Annotated in this window: 17 protein-coding genes; 14 read left to right on the forward strand and 3 right to left on the reverse strand. The window is 72.3% G+C overall.

Going from position 1 to position 22,605, the window contains the following annotated elements; genetic code table 11:
• Positions 1 to 189: 189 nt before the first annotated feature.
• Positions 190 to 456, reverse strand: coding sequence for a 30S ribosomal protein S20 (gene rpsT, locus ACIRFL_RS26855; protein WP_404033269.1), 267 nt, complete (start codon positions 454 to 456; stop codon positions 190 to 192).
• A gap of 221 nt (positions 457 to 677) precedes the next feature.
• On the opposite strand from rpsT, the gene lepA reads away from it, so the two are divergent.
• From lepA to hemW, 4 genes are all read left to right on the forward strand, one after another.
• Positions 678 to 2,546, forward strand: coding sequence for a translation elongation factor 4 (lepA, locus tag ACIRFL_RS26860; protein ID WP_404033272.1), 1,869 nt, complete (start codon positions 678 to 680; stop codon positions 2,544 to 2,546).
• Positions 2,547 to 2,809: 263 nt separating this feature from the next.
• On the forward strand, positions 2,810 to 4,681 hold the full coding sequence (locus ACIRFL_RS26865) for an AMP-dependent synthetase/ligase (RefSeq protein WP_404033275.1): 1,872 nt from the start codon (positions 2,810 to 2,812) through the stop codon (positions 4,679 to 4,681).
• Between the two features lie 260 nt (positions 4,682 to 4,941).
• Entirely contained in the window at positions 4,942 to 6,861 is a 1,920-nt protein-coding gene (locus ACIRFL_RS26870) for a SpoIIE family protein phosphatase (protein ID WP_404033278.1), read from the forward strand.
• A 130-nt stretch (positions 6,862 to 6,991) separates the two neighbouring features.
• Positions 6,992 to 8,224 (forward strand): radical SAM family heme chaperone HemW, encoded by a 1,233-nt coding sequence (gene hemW, locus ACIRFL_RS26875; RefSeq protein ID WP_404033281.1) that lies wholly within the window; start codon positions 6,992 to 6,994, stop codon positions 8,222 to 8,224.
• Between the two features lie 24 nt (positions 8,225 to 8,248).
• On the opposite strand, the gene ACIRFL_RS26880 is transcribed toward hemW, so the two are convergent.
• Together ACIRFL_RS26880 and ACIRFL_RS26885 are read right to left on the reverse strand one after the other, a co-directional pair.
• On the reverse strand, positions 8,249 to 9,058 hold the full coding sequence (locus ACIRFL_RS26880) for a DUF3097 domain-containing protein (protein ID WP_404033283.1): 810 nt from the start codon (positions 9,056 to 9,058) through the stop codon (positions 8,249 to 8,251).
• Between the two features lie 34 nt (positions 9,059 to 9,092).
• Complete coding sequence (locus ACIRFL_RS26885) at positions 9,093 to 9,815, reverse strand: MBL fold metallo-hydrolase (protein ID WP_404033286.1); 723 nt, start codon at positions 9,813 to 9,815, stop codon at positions 9,093 to 9,095.
• Between the two features lie 322 nt (positions 9,816 to 10,137).
• On the opposite strand from ACIRFL_RS26885, the gene hrcA reads away from it, so the two are divergent.
• From hrcA to ACIRFL_RS26935, 10 genes are all read left to right on the forward strand, one after another.
• Positions 10,138 to 11,154, forward strand: a complete 1,017-nt coding sequence (hrcA, locus tag ACIRFL_RS26890) for a heat-inducible transcriptional repressor HrcA (RefSeq protein ID WP_404033288.1) — start codon at positions 10,138 to 10,140, stop codon at positions 11,152 to 11,154.
• A complete protein-coding gene (gene dnaJ / locus ACIRFL_RS26895; RefSeq protein WP_404033291.1) occupies positions 11,155 to 12,291 on the forward strand; it encodes a molecular chaperone DnaJ in 1,137 nt (378 codons plus the stop codon). It abuts the gene before it with no gap.
• 99 nt (positions 12,292 to 12,390) lie between these two features.
• The gene (locus ACIRFL_RS26900) at positions 12,391 to 13,467 is read left to right on the forward strand and encodes a nitronate monooxygenase (protein WP_404033294.1); all 1,077 of its coding nucleotides are present in this window, start codon (positions 12,391 to 12,393) and stop codon (positions 13,465 to 13,467) included.
• The gene (locus tag ACIRFL_RS26905) at positions 13,464 to 14,222 is read left to right on the forward strand and encodes a 16S rRNA (uracil(1498)-N(3))-methyltransferase (RefSeq protein ID WP_404033297.1); all 759 of its coding nucleotides are present in this window, start codon (positions 13,464 to 13,466) and stop codon (positions 14,220 to 14,222) included. Before ACIRFL_RS26900 ends, ACIRFL_RS26905 begins: the two co-directional genes overlap by 4 nt.
• 208 nt (positions 14,223 to 14,430) lie before the next feature.
• Positions 14,431 to 14,949: a hypothetical protein gene (locus tag ACIRFL_RS26910; protein WP_404033300.1), complete on the forward strand. Its 519-nt coding sequence runs from the start codon at positions 14,431 to 14,433 to the stop codon at positions 14,947 to 14,949.
• A gap of 45 nt (positions 14,950 to 14,994) precedes the next feature.
• The gene (locus tag ACIRFL_RS26915) at positions 14,995 to 18,264 is read left to right on the forward strand and encodes a S41 family peptidase (RefSeq protein ID WP_404033303.1); all 3,270 of its coding nucleotides are present in this window, start codon (positions 14,995 to 14,997) and stop codon (positions 18,262 to 18,264) included.
• Positions 18,265 to 18,551: 287 nt separating this feature from the next.
• Positions 18,552 to 18,920, forward strand: coding sequence for a histidine triad nucleotide-binding protein (locus ACIRFL_RS26920; RefSeq protein ID WP_404033305.1), 369 nt, complete (start codon positions 18,552 to 18,554; stop codon positions 18,918 to 18,920).
• A gap of 6 nt (positions 18,921 to 18,926) precedes the next feature.
• Positions 18,927 to 19,832, forward strand: a complete 906-nt coding sequence (locus ACIRFL_RS26925) for a ribonuclease Z (protein WP_404033308.1) — start codon at positions 18,927 to 18,929, stop codon at positions 19,830 to 19,832.
• Positions 19,833 to 19,852: 20 nt separating this feature from the next.
• On the forward strand, positions 19,853 to 20,845 hold the full coding sequence (locus ACIRFL_RS26930; protein WP_404033310.1) for an adenosine deaminase: 993 nt from the start codon (positions 19,853 to 19,855) through the stop codon (positions 20,843 to 20,845).
• A gap of 135 nt (positions 20,846 to 20,980) precedes the next feature.
• The gene (locus ACIRFL_RS26935) at positions 20,981 to 22,276 is read left to right on the forward strand and encodes a glucarate dehydratase family protein (protein ID WP_404033313.1); all 1,296 of its coding nucleotides are present in this window, start codon (positions 20,981 to 20,983) and stop codon (positions 22,274 to 22,276) included.
• The last annotated feature ends 329 nt before the right edge of the window (positions 22,277 to 22,605 follow it).

Genomic DNA, 22,605 nt, shown 5'->3' on the forward strand with positions numbered 1-22,605 from the left:
ACCCCGGACAGCCGGAGGCCCCGCCGTCCGGCCCTGGGGAAGGGCGGGGCGGCGGGGCCCACGGATCGAGCAGCTTGAGTCCGTACCCGCGTGGCGAACGCAGGCCGCGTACGGAACTCCGGGTGCCGGTCGGGGGCGGATGAGAGAGGGCCCGCTCTTGGTCCTTCCGGCGGTCAAGTCGGGGCTGACTCAGCCCTTGATGGACGCGACCTTGGTGGCCAGGGCCGACTTCTTGTTGGCGGCCTGGTTCTTGTGGATGACGCCCTTGGAGACGGCCTTGTCGAGCTGGCGCGCGGCGGCGCGCTGGTACTCGTTGGCCTTCTCGACGTCACCCGCGGCAGCGGCCTCGCGGGCCTTGCGGATCGCGGTCTTCAGGGAGGACTTGACGGCCTTGTTGCGCAGCCGGGCCTTCTCGTTGGTCTTGATCCGCTTGATCTGGGACTTGATGTTCGCCACGAAGGAGCCTTTTCAGGTTCTGGTACGGGCCCCCAACGGGTCCCGTACCGATGATCTCTTGAGACGTGCCCCGCGCCGAGCGGGCATGAGGCACAGCCACTCACGGTACCAGCGGCCCCGCGGCCAGCCCAAACCCGTGCACGGTCCCCGCCCGTGGGACCATGGAGGCTACGTATCGATCCGACCCGAGGCATAAGGCGCCTCAAGAGACAGGACCCTGCGTGCCCGCGACCCCTAACAATGTGCCCGAGCCGAGCCGTACCGCCCCGGCTCTGATCCGCAACTTCTGCATCATCGCGCACATCGACCACGGCAAGTCCACGCTCGCCGACCGGATGCTCCAGCTGACCGGCGTGGTCGAGCAGCGGCAGATGCGTGCTCAGTATCTCGACCGCATGGACATCGAGCGTGAGCGTGGCATCACGATCAAGTCCCAGGCGGTGCGTCTGCCGTGGGCTCCGAGCCACGACCCGGGCAACACGCACATCCTCAACATGATCGACACCCCTGGGCACGTCGACTTCACGTACGAGGTCTCGCGGTCGCTCGCCGCCTGCGAGGGGACCATCCTCCTCGTGGACGCCGCCCAGGGCATCGAGGCGCAGACCCTCGCCAACCTGTATCTGGCGATGGAGAACGACCTCACGATCATCCCGGTGCTGAACAAGATCGACCTGCCGGCCGCGCAGCCCGAGAAGTTCTCCGAGGAACTGGCCAACCTGGTCGGCTGCGAGCCCGGCGACGTGCTGAAGGTCTCCGCGAAGACCGGCCTCGGCGTGGAGGCGCTGCTGGACAAGGTGGTCGCCGAGATCCCGGCCCCGGTCGGCGTCGAGAACGCTCCCGCCCGCGCCATGATCTTCGACTCGGTCTACGACTCCTACCGCGGTGTCGTGACCTACGTCCGGGTCATCGACGGTCAGCTCAACAAGCGTGAGCGGATCCGGATGATGTCCACCGGCGCCACCCACGAGCTGCTGGAGATCGGCGTCAACTCGCCCGAGATGCTGCCGGCCGACGGGCTCGGCGTGGGCGAGGTGGGCTATCTCATCACCGGTGTGAAGGACGTCCGCCAGTCCAAGGTCGGTGACACGATCACCAGCCAGTCCAAGGGCGCCACCGAGGCGCTGGGCGGCTACAAGGACCCGAAGCCGATGGTCTTCTCGGGCCTTTATCCGCTGGACGGCTCCGACTATCCCGACCTGCGCGAGGCCCTGGACAAGCTGCAGCTCAACGACGCCGCGCTGGTCTACGAGCCGGAGACCTCCGCCGCCCTCGGCTTCGGCTTCCGCGTCGGCTTCCTGGGCCTGCTGCACCTCGACGTGATCCGGGAGCGCCTGGAGCGCGAGTTCGGCCTCGATCTGATCGCCACCGCCCCGAACGTGGTCTACCGCGTGATCATGGAGGACGGGGTCGAGCATCTCGTGACCAACCCGAGCGAGTTCCCCGAGGGCAAGATCGAGGAGGTGTACGAGCCGGTCGTGCGGGCCACGATCCTCGCGCCCACCGAGTTCATCGGCGCGATCATGGAGCTGTGCCAGACCCGGCGCGGCACCCTGCTCGGCATGGACTACCTGTCCGAGGACCGCGTCGAGATCCGCTACACGCTGCCGCTCGCGGAGATCGTCTTCGACTTCTTCGACCAGCTGAAGTCCAAGACCCGCGGCTACGCCTCGCTCGACTACGAGCCCACCGGCGAGCAGAGCAGTTCCCTGGTGAAGGTCGACATCCTGCTGCACGGCGACAAGGTCGACGCCTTCTCGGCGATCACCCACAAGGACCAGGCGTACGCGTACGGGGTGCGGCTGGTCGCCAAGCTCAAGGAGCTGATCCCGCGGCAGAACTTCGAGGTGCCGGTGCAGGCGGCCATCGGCTCCCGGGTCATCGCCCGCGAGACCATCCGCGCCATCCGCAAGGACGTCCTCGCCAAGTGCTACGGCGGTGACATCTCCCGCAAGCGGAAGCTGCTGGAGAAGCAGAAGGAAGGCAAGAAGCGGATGAAGATGGTGGGTTCCGTGGAGGTTCCGCAGGAGGCGTTCATCGCCGTGCTGTCCAGCGATGACAGCGCGGGGTCGGGCAAGGGCAAGAAGTAACGGCCGGGTCCGCCGGCAAACCGGGACCAACGGGGGTCCGTCGTGTGAAAGTGCGGCGGGCCCCTACGCGTGCGTAAGGTCGCTCTCTGTAGGAAGTGACAGGCCGCGGCCCCTTACGCGTCGGCGGGCCGGGCTCTACCCTGATCTCTGCTCGATAGTTACTCGCGGGTTAAACAACGCCGGGCGGCGACCCGGACGCGCGGCCCGCGGGTGCACCCAGCCGCACTGAGCCAGCCGCACCGTCGCGGGCCCCGGAGGATGTCGTGAGCGACACACAGACACTGATCGAGAACCGTCCGCCCTCCGTGGCGAACCTGTTCCTGGAGCGCGTCGCGGCCACACCGGACGCCGAGGCCTACCGCTACCCGGTGCCCGCCGCCGGCCAGGGCCCGGACGACTGGAAGTCGCTGAGCTGGGCGCAGGCGGCCGAACGGGTCTACGCGATCGCCGCCGGCCTCATCGAGCTGGGCATCGAACCCGAGGAGCGGGTCGCGCTCGCCTCCTCGACCCGGGTCGAGTGGATCCTCGCCGACCTCGGCATCCTGTGTGCCGGCGCCGCCACCACGACCGTCTATCCGCAGACCAACGCCGACGAGTCGGCGTTCATCCTCGCCGACTCCGAGAGCCGGGTCCTGATCGCCGAGGACGCCGACCAGCTCGCCAAGGTGGAGGAGAAGCGCGCCGAACTGCCCCACCTCACCCATGTGGTGGTGCTGGACGCGGCCGGCGTCGAGACCGGCGACGGGGTGCTCACCCTGGCCGAACTGGAGCAGCGCGGCGCCGATCGTCTGGAGAAGAACCCCGAGCTGGTCAGGGAGCGGGTGGCGGCGATCACCAGCGACCAGCTGGCCACCCTCATCTACACCTCCGGCACCACCGGCCGCCCCAAGGGCGTGCGGCTGCCGCACGACAACTGGTCGTACATGGCGAAGGCGATCGCCGCGACCGGGCTGATCGGCGCCGAGGACGTGCAGTACCTGTGGCTGCCGCTGGCGCACGTCTTCGGCAAGGTGCTCATCTCCGGCCAGATCGAGGTCGGTCATGTCACCGCGGTGGACGGCCGCGTCGACAAGATCATCGAGAATCTGCCGGTCGTGCAGCCGACGTACATGGCCGCCGTGCCGCGCATCTTCGAGAAGGTCTACAACGGCGTGGCGGCCAAGGCGCGCGCCGGCGGCGCCGCCAAGTACCGGATCTTCCAGTGGGCGGCCCAGGTCGCCCGGGAGTACGCCAAGGCCAGCCAGGACACCTTCCGGCGCACCGGCACCGCCGGGGCGCCGTTCGGCCTGTCCGCCAGGCACAAGGTCGCCGACGCGCTCGTCTACGCCAAGATCCGCGAGGCATTCGGCGGCAGGCTGCGTGCCTGTGTCTCCGGTTCGGCCGCGCTCGCGCCGGAGATCGGCTACTTCTTCGCCGGCGCCGGCATCCACATCCTGGAGGGCTACGGCCTCACCGAGTCCTCCGCGGCCTCCTTCGTCAACCCCGGCGAGGCCTACCGCACCGGCACGGTCGGCAAGCCGCTGCCCGGCACGGAGGTGCGCATCGCGGAGGACGGCGAGATCCTGCTGCGCGGACCCGGCATCATGCAGGGCTACCACAAGCTGCCCGAGAAGACCGCCGAGGTGCTGGAGCCCGACGGCTGGTTCCACACGGGCGACATCGGCGAGCTGTCCCCCGACGGCTATCTGCGCATCACCGACCGCAAGAAGGACCTGATCAAGACGTCCGGCGGCAAGTACATCGCGCCCGCCGAGGTCGAGGGCCAGTTCAAGGCGGTGTGCCCGTACGTCTCCAACATCCTCGTGCACGGCGCCGACCGGAACTTCTGCACCGCGCTCATCGCGCTCGACGAGGCCGCCATCCTGGAGTGGGCGAAGGAGAACGGCCTGGCGGACAGGTCGTACGCCGATGTCGTGGCCGCGCCCGCGACGGTCGCCCTCATCGACGGGTACGTCAAGGAGCTGAACGAGGGGCTGCAGCGGTGGCAGACCATCAAGAAGTTCCGGCTGCTGCCCCGCGACCTGGATGTCGAGCACGGTGAGATCACGCCGAGCCTGAAGCTGAAGCGGCCCGTGGTGGAACGGGAGTACAAGCACCTGATCGACGAGATGTACGACGGCACGCGCGAGGCATAGCTCCTGCGCCGGCCCCCGCGCGCGGGGAGCGCGGCACCGGCCCGCGAAGGGGGCGGGACGCTCGGCGTCCCGCCCCCTTCACGGTTGTGGCCGTTTCTGTCCGACTTCGAGCACACCCGTCGCATCAGTAGCACGGTTCTCCCGCAAGGCGGGCCAGTTCGGTAACTCGGTGCATATGGACGCGATCCGTCTGTCACCCTGTCCGCAACGGCTGAGGACTGCCCGAGGCCTGACCGACCGAACCGCTCGGGGAGCTGGCAATGGGGGCCATACCGATGCAATGGGAGACCGTTTCCCATGGCTTCGCGCCGTCCGCGCATCCGATCGCGCCCGCGCACGAAGGCGCGCAGGGGGGCGCGGACCTGCGCACCCGGTCGCGCGCGACCCTGCCCGGCAGCCCTCTCGCGCCCAGCGCCGCCCGGGCGCTGGTGGGCAGCGCGCTCGCCGAGTGGGCCGAACTCGGCCGCATGACCTGTGCGCGGCTCGCCGACGACGTGATGATCGTGGTCAGTGAACTCGTCACCAACGCCGTCGTCCACGCGGGCACCGCGGTGGAACTGGTCTGCCGGCTGGAGGACGACGGCGCCGTCGTCGTCGAGGTCGGCGACCACCACCCCTCGCGCGCGCCGCGCGACAGCGTGGCCGAATCGCCGTACGAGGTCCCGGAGTACGGGCGCGGACTGCGCCTCGTCGCCACGCTCGCCGAGTCCTGGGGGGTCACCTACCGCAGGGGCGGCAAGACGGTATGGGCGCGGCTCTACGCACAGGACGGTCCGGCGCCCGACGGGTTCGAGACGTACACCGAAGTACGCGAACTGGCCGTCGCCGAGGTCCTCGCGCCCGAGCCCCACCGGAGCGGGCGGGGCCGCGACTGGCTCGGCCGCGGCGCGCTGTCCTTCCTGGCCGAGGCGTCCGACCTGCTCGCCGGGCAGCTCGACGAGGGTCTGGTCGCCGCGCTCACCGGGCAGCTGATCGTGCCCCGGCTCGCCGACTGGTGCGCGGTGTGGCTGGAGGACGAGGCCACCGCCCGCGGCGGCTGGGCGGACGGCACGGGCCTGGCCGGACCGCGGCTGTCCCGCGTCTGGCACGCCAGCGAGAACCACATCGAGGAACTGCGCCGCAGGCTGGAGAAGGAGCCGCCACGCCCCCGGGAGGGCCTGCGCTCCGGGCCCGAGCCCTACCCGTGGCCCGCCGATGCCCTCGGACCGCGGGGCGGCGAGGGCGCGGCGCTCGCCTACCGGCTGATCGCGGGCGGCCGGCCGCTGGGCACCCTGGTCATCGGGCGGTCCGGCCTCGACCGTTTCCCCGACGAGATCACCGGACTCGTCGAGGACCTGGCCCGCCGGGTGGCCCTCGCCATCGGCGCGGCCCGCCAGTACGCGCGGCAGGCCACCATCAGCGCCGTCCTGCAGCGCGGGCTGCTGCCCGGCGCGGTCGCCGAGATCCCGGGGATGCGCAGCGCGCTCGTCTACGAGCCGTGCGACCAGGGCGGGCCCAGCGGCGACTTCTACGACCTGTTCCCGGCCGGTGACGGCCGCTGGTGCTTCGCGGTCGGCGACGTGCAGGGCAAGGGCCCCGAGGCCGCCGTGGTGATCGGTCTGGCCCGCCCCTGGCTGCGGCTGCTGGCCCGCGAGGGTTACCGGGTCGCCGACGTCCTCGACCGGCTCAACCAGCTCCTGCTGGACGACGCGACGGAGGCCGCGGACGCGGCGGCTCGCGCGCTGGTCGCGGCCGGTGCCCGTCCCGCGGGCCCCGGTGACGGCCCGCAGAACCGATTCCTGTCCCTCCTCTACGGCGAACTGGTCCCCTTCGAGGGGGGCATCCGCTGCACCCTCGCCTCGGCCGGTCATCCGCTGCCGCTGGTCCTGCGGCCCGACGGCGACGTCCGTACGGCGGCGCAGCCGCAGACCCTGCTCGGTGTCATCGAGGACGCCACGTACACCAGCGACACCATCGAGCTGCGGCCGGGCGACAGCCTGCTGTGCGTCACCGACGGCGTGACCGAGCGCCGCTGCGGCTCCCGCCAGCTCGACGACGGCGACGGGCTCGCGCGGGCGCTGGCCGACTGCGCCGGGCTGAGCGCGGAGCTGATCGCGGAGCGCATCAGAAGGCTGGTGCACGACTTCGGAGACCAGCCCCCGGAAGACGACCTCGCCTTACTGGTACTCCAGACGGAATGACCGACCAGCCCGCGGCGACCGGCCCGAACGGGTCTACGGCGCGGCCGGCCGACAGGGAATCACCCCCGACCTGCGGGGTGCGTGGGGGTGGGCGCGGGGGTGTGGTGGTGGGGTGCTGGAGAATGGGGGTATGCCTTCCGCTCTTCCCGATGGTGAGCCCGTGCCCGGTGACGGCGCGTTGCCCGCGTCCGCGCTCCTGGGGGCCGCAAGCCGGCCCCTCGGGTTCTACCTGCACGTCCCGTACTGCGCGACCCGCTGCGGATACTGCGACTTCAACACCTACACCGCCACCGAACTGCGCGGCACGGGCGGAGTGCTCGCCTCCCGGGAGAACTACGCGGACACCCTGGTGGACGAGATCCGCCTGGCCCGCAAGGTGCTCGGCGACGACCCGCGCGAGGTGCGCACGGTCTTCGTCGGCGGCGGCACGCCGACCCTGCTGGCCGCCGACGACCTGGTGCGGATGCTGGGCGCGATCCGCACCGAGTTCGGGCTCGCCGCGGACGCGGAGATCACGACGGAGGCAAACCCCGAGTCCGTCGACCCGGCCTATCTCGCCACCCTGCGGGAGGGCGGCTTCAACCGGATCTCCTTCGGCATGCAGAGCGCCCGCCGGCACGTGCTGAAGATCCTCGACCGCACCCACACCCCGGGCCGCCCGGAGGCGTGCGTCGCGGAGGCGCGGGCGGCTGGCTTCGAGCATGTGAACCTGGACCTGATCTACGGCACGCCGGGGGAGTCGGACGACGACTGGCGGGCATCGCTCGACGCGGCGCTCGGCGCGGGCCCCGACCACATCAGTGCGTACGCCCTGATCGTCGAGGAGGGCACACAACTCGCCCGCCGCATCCGCCGCGGCGAGATCCCGATGACCGACGACGACGTCCACGCGGACCGCTATCTGATCGCGGAGGAGACCCTGGCCGCGGCGGGTTTCGACTGGTACGAGGTGTCCAACTGGGCCACGTCGGCCGCCGGCCGCTGCCTGCACAACGAGCTGTACTGGCGCGGCGCCGACTGGTGGGGCGCGGGCCCCGGCGCGCACTCCCACGTGGGCGGGGTGCGCTGGTGGAACGTGAAGCATCCGGGGGCGTACGCGGCGGCCCTGGCCGCGGGCCGCACGCCCGGCGCCGGGCGGGAGATCCTGTCCGAAGAGGACCGCCGTGTGGAGCGGATCCTGCTGGAACTGCGGCTGCGGCAGGGCGTACCCCTGGAACTCCTGCGGGAGGCGGGCCTCGCGGCCTCGCGCCGGGCGCTCACGGACGGACTGCTGGAACGGGAGCCGTACGAGGCGGGGCACGCGGTGCTCACACTGCGGGGGCGACTGCTGGCGGACGCGGTGGTACGGGACCTGGTGGACTGATCCCGGCGGACATGGAGGCCCCCGTCAGACGTCACCGGCGACCGTGACGAAGTCGATCAGTTCTTCCACCCGGCCCAGGAGTTCCGGCTCCAGGTCCTTGTAGGACCGTACGCGGGACAGGATCCCCTGCCACGCCGCGCCCGTGTTGTCCGGCCAGCCGAGCGCCCGGCACACGCCCGTCTTCCAGTCCTGGCCGTGCGGTACTTTCGGCCATCCCGCGATGCCCAGGGACGACGGCTTGACCGCCTCCCAGATGTCGATGTAGGGGTGGCCGACGACCAGCGCGTGCTCGCCGGTCACCGACTCGGCGATGCGCCACTCCTTGGTGCCGGGGACCAGATGGTCCACCAGGACGCCGAGCCGCGCGTCCGGACCCGGCGCGAACGAGGCGACGATGGCCGGCAGGTCGTCCACGCCTTCCAGGTACTCCACGACGACGCCCTCGATGCGCAGATCGTCGCCCCACACCTTCTCGACCAGTTCCGCGTCGTGCCTGCCCTCGACGTAGATCCGCCCGGCGCGGGCCACGCGCGCGCGTGCGCCGGGTACGGCGACCGAACCGGACGCCGTGCGGGTGGGCCGTACCGGAGCCGCCGAGGGGCGCACCAGCGTGACCGTCCTGCCCTCCAGCAGGAAGCCGCCCGGCTCCAGCGGGAAGACACGGTGCTTGCCGAAGCGGTCCTCCAGGGTGACCGTGCCCGCCTCGCAGCGGATCACCGCGCCGCAGAAGCCACTGCCGGGCTCCTCCACCACCAGGCCGGGATCGGCCGGGACCTCGGGGACGGGCCGGGGCTTCTTCCACGGCGGGGTCAGGTCCGGTGAGTACTGGCGCATTCGGATGACGATAGGAGAAAGCGCGGGCGGGCGATCACGACACGCCGAAACGCGCGGCCAGCGCGTCCCGCTGCCCGCGGACGAACGCCGCGTCCACCACCGCCCCGTGACCGGGCACGTACAGCGCGTCCGGGCCGCCCAGGGCGAGCAGCCGGTCGACGGCGGCGGGCCAGCGGGACGGTACGGCGTCGGGGCCCGCCTGCGGCTCCCCGGACTCCTCGACCAGGTCGCCGCAGAAGACGACCCCCGGCTCGCCGGGGACCAGCACCGCCAGGTCATGGGCGGTGTGACCGGGGCCCACGTCCGCCAGCAGCACCCGCCGGCCGCCGCCCAGGTCCAGCGTCCGCTCGCCGCTGACCGGGTGGTCGGGCCGGGCCAGGGCGCGCGCCGCCTCGGCCGCGAGCCGTGCGTCCAGGCCGTTGCGGACCGCGTCCCGGCGCAGTCCGTCCCGCTCGCGGGCGAACACCGCGTCCATGCCGGCCGCGGCGTACACCTCGGCCCCGGCGAACGCCGCCGCGCCGAAGACATGGTCGAAGTGGGGATGGGTGAGCGCGAGATGGGTCACACCGCGGCCGGCGATCCGCTCGGCCGCCGCGCGCAGCCGGGCGCCCTCCGCGAGGCTCGACCCGGCGTCCACGACGAGCGCCGCGCTCGCCCCGAGGACCAGTCCGGCCGTACAGTCCCAGCCCGGCAGCCGGCACCGCCCCACCCCGGGGGCCACCCGCTCCCAGCCCGCCTCTTCCCAAGTCGCCGTCATACGGCGACGCTAAGCGCTCCGCTGGGCATGCCGCGATATGCCGTCGGTCGTCTGCGGCACCGTCGTGGCTGGTCGCGCCCGCGCGGCGGAGCCGCATATCAATACAGCCCCGCGCCCCTTCGGGGCGCTGTCGAACCGCAGCGGACTTCACTGGACCTGCTCAGCGCCGGGAGCCGCCGGGCACGATCCGGTGGGACCGGCCTTGCCCGGGGTGTACCCCACGGCCGTACACTGGGGCGGGGAAGCTGGCACTCGCCTGCTCAGAGTGCCAGGCGAAGGACCCGAAGGGCCGCGGGGACGACTTGCTGGAGGTGGACGCGCGATGCTGAGCGAACGCAGGCTCCAGGTGCTGCGTGCCATCGTCCAGGACTATGTCGGCACCGAGGAGCCGGTGGGTTCGAAGGCGCTCACCGAGCGGCACAACCTCGGCGTCTCCCCGGCCACGGTCCGTAACGACATGGCGGCCCTGGAGGACGAGGGGTTCATCGCCCAGCCGCACACCAGCGCGGGGCGGATCCCCACCGACAAGGGCTACCGGCTGTTCGTGGACAAGCTGGCCGGCGTCAAGCCGATGACCGCGCCCGAGCGGCGCGCCATCCAGAACTTCCTCGACGGCGCCGTCGACCTCGACGACGTCGTGACGCGGACGGTGCGGCTGCTCGCGCAGCTGACCCGGCAGGTCGCCATCGTGCAGTATCCGTCCCTGACCCGTTCGACCGTGCGGCATGTGGAACTGCTCTCGCTCGCCCCCGCGCGCGTGATGCTCGTGCTGATCACGGACACCGGCCGGGTCGAGCAGCGGATGGTCGACTGCCCGGTGCCGTTCGGCGAGACGTCCCTGGCGGATCTGCGCGCGCGGCTCAACAGCCGGGTCGCGGGCCGCCGCTTCACGGACGTGCCGAACCTGGTCGAGGATCTGCCCGATGCCTTCGAGGCGGAGGACCGCGGTACGGTCTCGGCGGTGCTCTCCACCCTCCTGGAGACACTGGTCGAGGAGAACGAGGAGCGGCTGATGATCGGCGGCACCGCCAATCTGACCCGCTTCGGACATGACTTCCCCCTCACGATCCGGCCGGTCCTGGAGGCGCTGGAGGAGCAGGTGGTGCTCCTCAAGCTGCTGGGCGAGGCCAAGGATCCGGGCGTGATGGTGCGCATCGGTCACGAGAACGCCCATGAGGGACTCAACTCCACGTCCGTGGTGTCGGTCGGCTACGGTTCGGGCGGCGAGGCAGTCGCCAAGCTCGGCGTGGTCGGACCGACCCGCATGGATTACCCGGGAACGATGGGAGCGGTACGCGCAGTGGCACGGTACGTCGGACAGATCCTGGCGGAGTCGTAGGTGGCCACGGACTATTACGCCGTTCTCGGCGTGCGCCGCGACGCGTCGCAGGATGAGATCAAGAAGGCTTTCCGGCGGCTCGCGCGCGAGCTGCACCCGGACGTCAACCCCGATCCGAAGACGCAGGAGCGCTTCAAGGAGATCAACGCCGCCTACGAGGTGCTGTCGGACCCGCAGAAGAAGCAGGTCTACGACCTCGGCGGCGATCCCCTCTCGCAGTCCGGCGGCGCCGGCGCGGGCGGCTTCGGGGCGGGCGGCTTCGGCAACTTCTCCGACATCATGGACGCGTTCTTCGGCACGGCGTCGCAGCGCGGGCCGCGCTCGCGCACCCGGCGCGGCCAGGACGCCATGATCCGTATCGAGGTCGAGCTGGACGAGGCGGCCTTCGGTACGACGAAGGACATCCAGGTCGACACGGCCGTCGTCTGCAAGACCTGCAACGGCGAGGGCGCGGCGCCGGGCACCACGGCCCAGACGTGTGACATGTGCCGCGGGCGCGGTGAGGTGTCGCAGGTGACGCGGTCCTTCCTGGGCCAGGTCATGACCTCGCGCCCGTGCCCGCAGTGCCAGGGCTTCGGCACGGTCGTGCCGACGCCGTGCCCGGAGTGCGCGGGTGACGGCCGGGTGCGTTCGCGCCGGACCCTGACGGTGAAGATCCCGGCCGGTGTCGACAACGGCACCCGCATCCAGCTCGCCGGCGAGGGCGAGGTCGGCCCCGGCGGCGGGCCCGCCGGCGATCTGTACGTCGAGATCCACGAGCTGCCGCACCCGACCTTCCAGCGCCGCGGCGACGATCTGCACTGCACGGTGACGATCCCGATGACCGCGGCGGCCCTCGGCACGAAGGTGCCGCTGGAGACGCTGGACGGCATGGAGGAGGTCGACATCCGTCCGGGCACCCAGTCCGGCCAGTCGATCCCGCTGCACGGCCGGGGCGTGACCCATCTGCGGGGCGGCGGCCGGGGCGACCTCATCGTGCATGTCGAGGTGCAGACCCCGACCAAGCTCGATCCCGAGCAGGAGCGCCTGCTGCGCGAGCTGTCCAAGCTGCGCGGCGAGGAACGCCCCCAGGGCCAGTTCCAGCCGGGCCAGCAGGGTCTGTTCTCGCGGCTGAAGGACGCGTTCAACGGCCGCTGACACCGGCTGTGGCCGGCCCCCGGGGCGTCGGTTGCCGGGGGAGTATGCCAAGCGGAGGCCGGTTTCGGACTTGTGCGGAGGACGTGACAACATGCGGTCATGTCATCCCCACTGACCGATCTCTGCCCACATCCGATCGTGCAGGCCCCCATGGCGGGCGGTGTCGCCGTCCCGCAGCTCGCCGCCGCCGTGTCCGAGGCGGGCGGGCTGGGGTTCCTCGCCGCCGGGTACAAGACCGCCGACGGCATGTACCAGGAGATCAAGCAGTTGCGGGGGCTCACCGGCTGCCCCTTCGGGGTGAACGTCTTCCTGCCCCAGCCGGAGTATGCCGACGCGGCGGCCGTCGAGGTGTACGCGCATCAACTGGCCGGCGAGGCCGGCTGGTACGGGGCCGAACTCGGCGACCCGGACAGCGGCCGGGACGACGGCTACGAGGCCAAGCTGGCCGTGCTGCTCGACAACCCCGTGCCGGTGGTGTCGTTCCACTTCGGCGTCCCGAGCCGGGAGGCCATCGACTCGCTGCGCCGGGCCGGCACCTTCACCCTGGTCACCGCGACCACCGCGGAGGAGGCCCTGGCCGTCGAGCGGGCCGGCGCCGACGCGGTGATCGCCCAGGGCGTCGAGGCCGGCGGCCACCAGGGCACCCACCGCGACATCCCGGAGAACGACGGCTCCGGACTCGGGCTGCTCGCCCTCGTCGCGCAGGTCCGCGAGACCGTGGGCATCCCGATCGTCGCCGCCGGCGGCATCATGCGCGGCAGCCAGATCGCCGCGGTCCTCGCGGCCGGCGCCGACGCGGCCCAGCTGGGCACCGCGTTCCTCGCCACCCCCGAGTCCGGCGCGTCCGCCCTGCACAAACAGGCCCTGACCAACCCCCTGTTCGTCCGTACGGAGCTGACCCGGGCGTTCTCCGGCCGGCCGGCCCGCGGCCTGGTCAACCGGTTCCTGCGCGAGCACGGCCCGTACGCCCCCGCCGCCTACCCGGAGGTCCACCACCTGACCTCGCCGCTGCGCAAGGCCGCCGCCAAGGCCGGGGACGCGCAGGGCATGGCGCTGTGGGCGGGCCAGGGCCACCGGATGGCCCGCGAGCTGCCCGCCGGGCAGCTCGTGCACACCCTGGCGGCCGAACTCGACGCGGCCAGGACGGCGTTGTCGGCCGGAGGCGACGCGCGATGACGGCGCCGGTGTTCGTGGTCGACTCACTGGAGCAAGTGGGCGTGTCCGGCGGCGAGTTCGTGCTCGACGGGCCGGAGGGCCGGCACGCGGTGTCCGTGAAGCGGCTGCGGCCCGGCGAGGACGTCGTGCTCACCGACGGGCGCGGGCGCTGGATCGAGGGCGTGGTCAAGGCCACCGAGGGCAAGGACCGCCTGATCCTCATGGACCTGGAGAGCGTGGTCGAGGAGCCCGTGGAGCAGCCCCGGATCACCGTCGTCCAGGCGCTGCCCAAGGGCGACCGGGGCGAGCTGGCCGTGGAGATGATGACCGAGGTCGGCGTCGACGCAGTCGTGCCCTGGCAGGCGGCCCGCTGCATCACCCAGTGGAAGGGCGAGCGGGGTGTGAAGGCGCTCGCCAAGTGGCGCGCCACCGCCCACGAGGCCGGCAAGCAGTCCCGCCGGGTGCGCTTCCCGGAGATCGCGGACGCGGCCACCACCCGGCAGGTCGCCGCGCTGCTCGCCGACGCCGACCTCGCGGTCGTACTGCACGAGGACCGGGACCTGGGCAGCGAGCCGCTGGCCACCGCCGAACTCCCCGCCGAGGGCGACATCGTGCTGGTCGTGGGGCCCGAAGGCGGCGTCTCCCCCGAGGAGTTGGCGCTCTTCGCCGAGGCGGGCGCGCGGCCGTACGTCCTCGGACCCACGGTGCTGCGCACATCGACCGCCGGCACCGCCGCCGCATCCGTCGTCCTGTCCCACACCAACCGCTGGACCTGACACCCCACCGGCCCCATCCCGGACCGGGCTCCCAAGAGCGGGCTCGCAGATGAGTTCCAGGGCCGTACCGGTCGTCGGCGGCCCGGCGGGTCCGCTCACACGTACAGGTGACTGGCCTGTTGTGGTCTGTCGCGGTGGGCGGGGCGGTGGCAGTCTGCCCTTCATGGGGGTATTCAGGTGGATTCGGCCCCGGCTCCGCGGGGCGCGGGTGACGGCAGTGGCGGGGCTCGCGGTACTGGCCGTGGGCGGTGCGGTGGCCTGTGAGCCGGGCGGCCTGAACACCGCGACCGTCGCGTACACCACAGACAGGACCGCGACGGCACGGCTCGAACGGGAGCACGTCGACGTGAGCTGGCTCAGCTGCACCGGCGGCGACGGCGGCACGGCGACCGGTCGGTCGCCCTCGTCCACCGCGAGCACGATCATCTCCGTCGACTGCCGGGGCCGTACCGAGGACGGGAAGGACATCACCGTCAAGGGCCGTGTCACCAAGGCCGTCGACGGCGCCTGCGTGCGCGGCGACCTGCTCGCCACGGTGGACGGCAAGGAACGGTTCCACGTCAACGGCCTCGGCGACTGCGCCGCCACCCCCGGGCCGGCCTACACCCCGCCCGCCACCTACCGGCCCCCGAGCGTGCCGCGCCCCGTCCCCACCGTCACGGTGACCGTCACCCGCACCCTGTGGTGCCAGACGGACCCCTCCTGCCGTCCCGTCGCGGGCAAGTGATCCGAACCGGGTCCATCCGCGGCCCGCGCTGCATAGGGTGATCGGGTGACTGAGTCCACATCGACGGGCGCGGTGAGCGTGGCGGGTTCGGCCGGCCTCCCCCGAGCCTCTTCGTATCTGCGATTTCCCCATCTGCGCGGCGACCTGGTCGCCTTCACCGCCGAGGACGACGTCTGGCTCGCCCCCCTGGACGGCGGCCGGGCCTGGCGGCTCAGCGCGGACAACGTGCCGGTGACCCAGCCGCGCATCTCGCCCGACGGCACCGCCGTCGCCTGGACCTCCACCCGCGACGGCGCCCCCGAGGTGCATGTCGCCCCGGTCGACGGCGGTCCCGCGCGGCGCCTGACGTACTGGGGGAGCTGGCGCACCCAGGTGCGTGGCTGGACCCCGGACGGCCGGGTCCTCGCGCTCAGCACACACGGCCAGCCCAGCCTGCGCCGCAGCTGGGCACGGGCCGTCCCGCTCGACGGCGGACCCGCGACCACCCTGCCGTACGGGCCCGTCGGCGACGTGGCGTTCGGGCCGCGCACCGTGCTGCTGTCCGCGACGATGGGCCGGGAGGCCGCCTGGTGGAAGCGCTACCGGGGCGGTACGGCGGGCAAGTTGTGGATCGACCAGAACGCCCCCGACGCGGCGGGCGACGCACAGGGCGCCGGGGAGTTCGTCCGGCTGCACGAGGAACTGGACGGCAACATCGAGTGCCCCATGTGGGTGGGGGACCGGATCGCCTTCCTCTCCGACCACGAGGGCACCGGAGCCCTGTACTCCTCCCTCGCCGACGGCTCCGAACTGCGCCGGCACACCCCGCTCGACGGCTTCTACGCCCGGCACGCCGCCACCGACGGCAGCCGGGTCGTCTACTCCAGCGCCGGCGAACTGTGCCTGCTCGACGACCTGGACGGGGCGCAGCCGCTCCGTCTCGACCTGCGGCTGGGCGGTCCGGGCCTGGACCTCCAGCCCTACCCGCTGAACGCGGCCCGCTGGTTCGGGGCCGCGTCCCCCGACCACACCGCGCGCGGCAGCGCGGTCTGCGTACGCGGCGCCGTGCACTGGGTCACCCACCGCTCCGGCCCCACCCGCGCCCTCGCCGCGCAGTCCGGGGTGCGGGCCCGGCTGCCGCGCACCTTCCGCGCGGACGGCGAGGAATGGGTGGTGTGGGTGACCGACGCCGAGGGCGAGGACGCCCTGGAGTTCGCCCCCGCGACCGGCACCGTGCCCGGCGCCGTACCCCGCCGGCTCGCCGCGGGACAGCTGGGCCGGGTCCTGGAGCTGGCCATGGCACCCGACGGCAGCCGGGCCGCCGTCGCCGCGCACGACGGGCGGCTGCTGCTCGTCGAACGGGAGACCGGCGAGGTGCGCGAGGTCGACCGCAGCGCGGACGGCGACGTGTCCGGGCTCGCCTTCTCGCCCGACTCGGCCTGGCTCGCCTGGTCGCACCCAGGCCCGCACCCGCTGTGCCAGCTCCGGCTCGCCCACACCACCGACCTGTCGGTCACCGAGGCGACCCCGCTGCGCTTCCAGGACTACGCGCCCGCGTTCACCCTCGACGGCAAACACCTCGCCTTCCTGTCCAACCGGTCCTTCGACCCGGTGTACGACGAGCACGTCCTCGACCTGGCCTTCGTGGTCGGCGACCGCCCGCATCTGATCACGCTGGCCGCGACCACGCCGTCCCCGTTCGGACCGCAGCGGCACGGGCGGCCGTTCGAGACCCCCGACCGGGAGGAGACACCCGACAGCGAGGGCACCCCCGCGACCCGTATCGACCTGGAGGGCCTGGCCGACCGGATCGTCCCGTTCCCGGTCGAGGCCGCCCGCTACTCCAACCTGCGCGCCGCGAAGGACGGCGTGCTGTGGCTGCGCCACCCGGTGCGCGGTGTCCTCGGCGCGTCCAGGGCCGCGCCCGACGACCCGGACCCCAAGACCGAACTGGAGCGCTACGACCTCGTCCAGCAGCGCATCGAGCATCTGGCCGTCGACGCCGACCACTTCGAGGTCAGCGGCGACGGCAAACGCGTCCTGCTGCGCACCGACGAGCGCCTGAGGGTGGTGCCCAGCGACCGGCGGGCCGCCCATGACGACGACGGCGACACCAGCCTCACCGTCGACCTCGCCCGGGTCCGGCAGACCGTGGACCCGGTCGCCGAATGGCGGCAGATGTACGACGAGGCCGGACGGATCATGCGCGACCAGTTCTGGCGGCCCGACCTGGGCGGGGTCGACTGGGCCGGCGTCCTCGACCGCTACCGCCCCGTCCTCGCCCGGGTCGCCACCCACGACGACCTGGTCGACCTGCTGTGGGAGGTGCAGGGCGAACTCGGCGCCTCGCACGCCTATGTGATACCCCGCGGCGGCTACGGCTCCGGCGCCCGCCAGGGCCTGCTCGGCGCCGACATCTCCCGGCACCCGGACGGCAGTTGGCGCATCGACCGGATCCTGCCCGCGGAGACCTCCGACCCACGCGCCCGCTCCCCGCTGGCCGCGCCCGGCGCCGCGGTGCGCGCCGGGGACGCGATCGTCGCGGTCGGCGGCCGGTCGGTCGACCCGGTGGCCGGCCCGGGCCCGCTGCTCGTCGGCACGGCCGGGCAGCCGGTCGAGCTGACCGTCTCGCCGGCCGGCGGCGGCGACCTGCGGCACACCGTCGTCGTCCCGCTCGACGACGAGGAGCCGCTGCGCTACCACGCCTGGGTCGCGGACCGGAGGGCGTACGTCCATGAGCGCTCCGGCGGCCGGCTCGGCTATCTGCACGTGCCGGACATGCAGGCGCCGGGCTGGGCGCAGATCCACCGCGATCTGCGGATCGAGGTGGTCCGCGAGGGGCTGGTCGTGGACGTACGGGAGAACCGGGGCGGGCACACCTCGCAGCTCGTCGTGGAGAAGCTGGCCCGGCGGATCGTCGGCTGGGACGTGCCGCGCGGCATGCGGCCGCTCAGCTACCCGCTGGACGCGCCCCGCGGGCCCGTGGTGGCCGTCGCCAACGAGTTCTCCGGCTCCGACGGCGACATCGTCAACGCGGCGATCAAGGCGCTCGGTATCGGGCCGGTGGTCGGTACCCGCACCTGGGGCGGCGTCATCGGCATCGACAACCGCTACCACCTGGTCGACGGCACCCGGATCACCCAGCCGAAGTATGCGTTCTGGCTGGAGGGTTACGAGTGGGGTGTGGAGAACCACGGGGTGGACCCGGACGTGGAGGTGGTGCACCGGCCCCAGGACTGGGCGGCCGGTCGCGATCCCCAACTGGACGAGGCGGTGGCCCTGGCCTTGGCCGCGCTGGAGTCCAACCCCGCCAAGATTCCACCGACCTTGCCGTGACCCTTCGGGGATTTGCGGTTCCTTGGGTGCGGGGCCGTTGTGGCTTGTCGCGCAGTTCCTCGCGTCCCTTGGGGGGCCGCCTGTCGTTCTTTGGGTGCGGGGCCGTTGTGGCTTGTCGCGCAGTTCCCCGCGCCCCTTTGGGGGCACCTGTCGCTCTTTGGGTGCGGCGTCGTTGTGGCTTGTCGCGCAGTTCCTCGGGGCCCTTGGGGTGCTGCTGGGGCGCGGTTGTCGGGGGGCGGGTCGCTACCATGCAGCCGTACTGGATCGGTCGGTGTCAGGAGGCATGCATGGTAGGGGAGCAAGCGGATGGGGCGCCGCAGGGCGACTGTCTGTTCTGCAAGATCGTTGCGGGGCAGATCCCGGCGACGATCGTCCGGGAGACCACGACCACGGTCGCCTTCCGGGACATCAACCCCCAGGCGCCCACCCACGTCCTGGTGATCCCCAAGGCGCACTACCGCGACGCGGCCGCACTGGCCACCGCCGCCCCGTCGCTCGCCGCGGACGTGCTGCGCGAGGCCCAGGCCGTCGCCGACGAGGACAAGCTGGAGAGCTACCGCATCGTCTTCAACACCGGCAGCGGCGCCGGACAGACGGTCTGGCACGCCCACGCGCACATCCTCGGCGGTCGCGGCTTGCAGTGGCCCCCCGGATAGGGCGCCATGTCCGTCCGTGAACTGGTCGTGCTCGGCACCGCAAGCCAGGTGCCCACCCGGCACCGCAACCACAACGGCTACCTGCTGCGCTGGGACGGCGAGGGGATCCTGTTCGACCCCGGCGAGGGCACCCAGCGCCAGATGCTGCGGGCCGGGGTCGCCGCCCACGACCTGAACCGGATCTGCGTCACACACTTCCACGGGGACCACTCGCTGGGCCTGGCCGGCGTGATCCAGCGGATCAACCTGGACCGGGTGCCGCACCAGGTCACCGCCCACTACCCGCGCTCCGGACAGCGCTTCTTCGACCGGTTGCGGTACGCCACCGCCTACCGGGAGACCGTCGCGCTCACCGAGGCGCCGGTGGACCGCGACGGCACCCTCGCGGTGACCCCCGCCTACACCCTGGAGGCACGCAGGCTGTCGCACCCGGTCGAGTCGTACGGCTATCGCCTGATCGAGCCCGACGGGCGCCGCATGCTGCCGGAGCGGCTGGCCGCGCACGGCATCGCCGGGCCGGACATCGGGCGGTTGCAGCGCGAGGGCGTGCTGCGGGGTGTGTCGCTCGACGAGGTCAGCGAGGCGCGCCGCGGGCAGCGCTTCGGGTTCGTCATGGACACCCGGCTGTGCGAGGGGGTGCACGCGCTCGCCGAGGGCTGCGATCTGCTCGTCATCGAGTCCACCTTCCTGGACGAGGACGCCGAACTGGCCACGGAGTACGGTCATCTGACGGCTGGTCAGGCAGCCCGCGCGGCCCGGGACGCCGGCGTGCGGCACCTGGTGCTCACCCACTTCAGCCAGCGGTACCCGGGTCCGGAGGAGTTCGAGCGGCAGGCGCGGGCCGCGGGCTTCGAGGGCGAGCTGACGGTGGCGCACGACCTGCTGAGGGTGCCGGTTCCGAAGCGCAGGTGAAACGGCCTTACGATGCTTTGATGTCCATCCCCAAAGCGGAACTGCACCTCCACATCGAAGGCACCCTGGAGCCCGAGCTGGCGTTCCGGCTGGCCGAGCGCAACGGCGTGAAACTCCCCTACGCGGACACCGAGGAACTGCGTGCGGCCTACCGGTTCGAGGACCTGCGGTCCTTCCTCGACCTGTACTACGAACTCATGGCCGTCCTTCGCACCGAGCGTGACTTCGCGGACCTCGCCGACGCCTATCTGGCCCGCGCCGCGGCCCAGGGCGTGCGGCACGCGGAGGTCTTCTTCGACCCGCAGGCGCACCTCGCCCGCGGAGTGGCGATGGACACGGTCGTCGAGGGGCTGTGGCGTGCGCTCGGCAGCAGCGAGCAGAACCACGGCGTCTCCACCCGGCTGATCATGTGCTTCCTGCGGGACGAGTCCGCCGAGTCGGCGCTGCGCACCCTGGAGGCGGCCCGGCCGCACCTCGACCGGATCACCGGCGTCGGCCTGGACTCGGCCGAGGCCGGGCATCCGCCGGTGAAGTTCCGCGAGGTGTACGAGGCCGCCGCGGCGCTCGGGCTGCGGCGGGTGGCGCACGCCGGCGAGGAGGGGCCGCCGGAGTACATCGCCGAGGCGCTGGACGTGCTGGGCGCCGAGCGCGTCGACCACGGGCTGCGCTGCCTGGAGGACCCGGCGCTGGTCGAACGGCTGGTGCGGGAGCGCGTCCCGCTGACCGTGTGCCCGCTGTCGAACGTGCGGCTGCGCGCGGTGGACACCCTGACCGCGCATCCGCTGCCCGCGATGCTGGACGCCGGGCTGATGTGCACGCTCAACTCCGACGATCCGGCCTACTTCGGCGGCTACGTCGGCGACACCTTCGACGCGGTGCGCGAGGCCCTCGACCTGACCGAGGACCGGCTGCGCGAGCTGGCCCGCAACTCCTTCCTGGCGTCGTTCCTGGAGGACGACGAGGAGCGCCGCGCGAGGTACTTGGCGGAGGTGGACGCGTACACCTTCGAGTAACGGCTCTCCGCGTCCGCCCTGTGCCGATCGTAGTCGGATCGTTCCGGACCGTTGACGCCCGTGGTTCGCCTCCATAGCCTCTGTCTTCATATATGGATGACGTCTATATGGCGAGACGAGGGCGGTTGACTGCCTGTGATCCGTGACCTGACCATCACCGACGTACGGCTGACCCCGATCCTGGTCGCCGACCCGCCGCTGCTGAACACGCAGGGCGTCCACCAGCCCTACACGCCCCGCCTGATCATCGAGGTGCTGACCGCGGACGGCGTCACGGGCATCGGCGAGACGTACGGGGACACCAAGTACCTGGACCTGGCCCGGCCGTTCGCCGAACGGCTGACAGGACGTCAGGTGTCCGACCTCAACGGGCTGTTCACCATCGCCGACGAGATCGCCGTGGACTCCTCCCGGGTCAGCGACGCGATCGACGTCGGCGGGCTGCGCGGCGTCCAGACCGCCGACAAACTGCGGCTGTCCGTCGTCTCCGGCTTCGAGGTCGCCTGCCTCGACGCCCTCGGCAAGGCGCTCGGCCTGCCCGTGCACGCGCTGCTCGGCGGCAAGGTCCGCGACGCCGTCGAGTACAGCGCGTACCTCTTCTACAAGTGGGCCGGCCACCCCGAGGGCGTGGCCTGCGAACGGGACGACTGGGGCGCCGCCCTCGACCCGGCCGGGATCGTCGCGCAGGCACGCCTGTTCAAGGAGCGGTACGGCTTCACCTCCTTCAAGCTCAAGGGCGGCGTCTTCCCGCCCGACGAGGAGACGGCCGCCGTCCGCGCGCTGGCCCGGGCCTTCCCCGGGCACCCGCTGCGGCTCGACCCCAACGGCGCCTGGTCCGTGGCGACCTCGCTGAACGTGGCGAAGGAACTCGCCGACGTCCTCGAATACCTGGAGGACCCCACCCTCGGCACGCCCGCGATGGCCGAGGTCGCCGCGGGCACCCCCGTCCCGCTGGCCACCAACATGTGCGTGACGACGTTCGCCGAGATCCAGGAAGCCTTCACCACGGGCGCCGTCCAGGTGGTGCTCTGCGACCACCACTACTGGGGCGGGCTGCGCAACACCCAGCAAATGGCCGCGGTCTGCAACACCTTCGGCGTCGGCGTCTCCATGCACTCCAACACCCACCTGGGGATCAGCCTGGCCGCCATGACCCACGTGGCGGCCACCGTCCCGGGCCTCCACCACGCCTGCGACTCCCACTACCCCTGGCAGTCGGAGGACGTCCTCACCGAACGCCTCACCTTCACCGGCGGCAAGATCACCGTCTCGGACGCGCCCGGCCTCGGCGTCGAACTCGACCGGGACCGCCTGGAGTTCCTGCACCGCCGCTGGGCCGCCGACGACGGCACGCTCAGAGACCGCGACGACGCAGCCGCGATGCGAGCCGCCAACCCCCAATGGTCCACCCCCACCACCCCCCGCTGGTAACACCCCGCACACCGACACGGGGCTGAGCAGCGCGCCCGTAAGGGGCGCGGGGAACGGCGCGCTCAGCCCCAACGCACCCGCACCCAACGAACCAGGCCGGCCACCCCACACCGGGCACGCCCCGCCTGCCGACACGGGGCGGGGCAGCGCCCCGTAAGGGGCGCGGGGAACTGCGCGCTCAACCACAACGCACCCGCACCCGACGGACCCCGCACCGGGCCTGGCCCGCCTGCCGACACGGGGCGGGGCAGCGCCCCGTAAGGGGCGCGGGGAACTGCGCGCTCAACCACAACGCACCCGCACCCGACGGACCCCGCACCGGGCCTGGC

The organism is Streptomyces sp. NPDC102462 (assembly GCF_044765425.1).
Classification (GTDB): Bacteria; Actinomycetota; Actinomycetes; order Streptomycetales; family Streptomycetaceae; genus Streptomyces.

Bases quoted from the DNA above. Each gene is read 5' to 3' on its own strand.
- ACIRFL_RS26870 (WP_404033278.1), top strand. From the start codon at position 4,942: ATGGGGGCCATACCGATGCAATGGGAGACCGTTTCCCATGGCTTCGCG.
- hemW (WP_404033281.1), top strand. From the start codon at position 6,992: ATGCCTTCCGCTCTTCCCGATGGTGAGCCCGTGCCCGGTGACGGCGCG.
- ACIRFL_RS26880 (WP_404033283.1), bottom strand. From the start codon at position 9,058: ATGCGCCAGTACTCACCGGACCTGACCCCGCCGTGGAAGAAGCCCCGG.
- ACIRFL_RS26885 (WP_404033286.1), bottom strand. From the start codon at position 9,815: ATGACGGCGACTTGGGAAGAGGCGGGCTGGGAGCGGGTGGCCCCCGGG.
- hrcA (WP_404033288.1), top strand. From the start codon at position 10,138: ATGCTGAGCGAACGCAGGCTCCAGGTGCTGCGTGCCATCGTCCAGGAC.
- ACIRFL_RS26900 (WP_404033294.1), top strand. From the start codon at position 12,391: ATGTCATCCCCACTGACCGATCTCTGCCCACATCCGATCGTGCAGGCC.
- ACIRFL_RS26905 (WP_404033297.1), top strand. From the start codon at position 13,464: ATGACGGCGCCGGTGTTCGTGGTCGACTCACTGGAGCAAGTGGGCGTG.
- ACIRFL_RS26920 (WP_404033305.1), top strand. From the start codon at position 18,552: ATGGTAGGGGAGCAAGCGGATGGGGCGCCGCAGGGCGACTGTCTGTTC.
- ACIRFL_RS26925 (WP_404033308.1), top strand. From the start codon at position 18,927: ATGTCCGTCCGTGAACTGGTCGTGCTCGGCACCGCAAGCCAGGTGCCC.
- ACIRFL_RS26930 (WP_404033310.1), top strand. From the start codon at position 19,853: ATGTCCATCCCCAAAGCGGAACTGCACCTCCACATCGAAGGCACCCTG.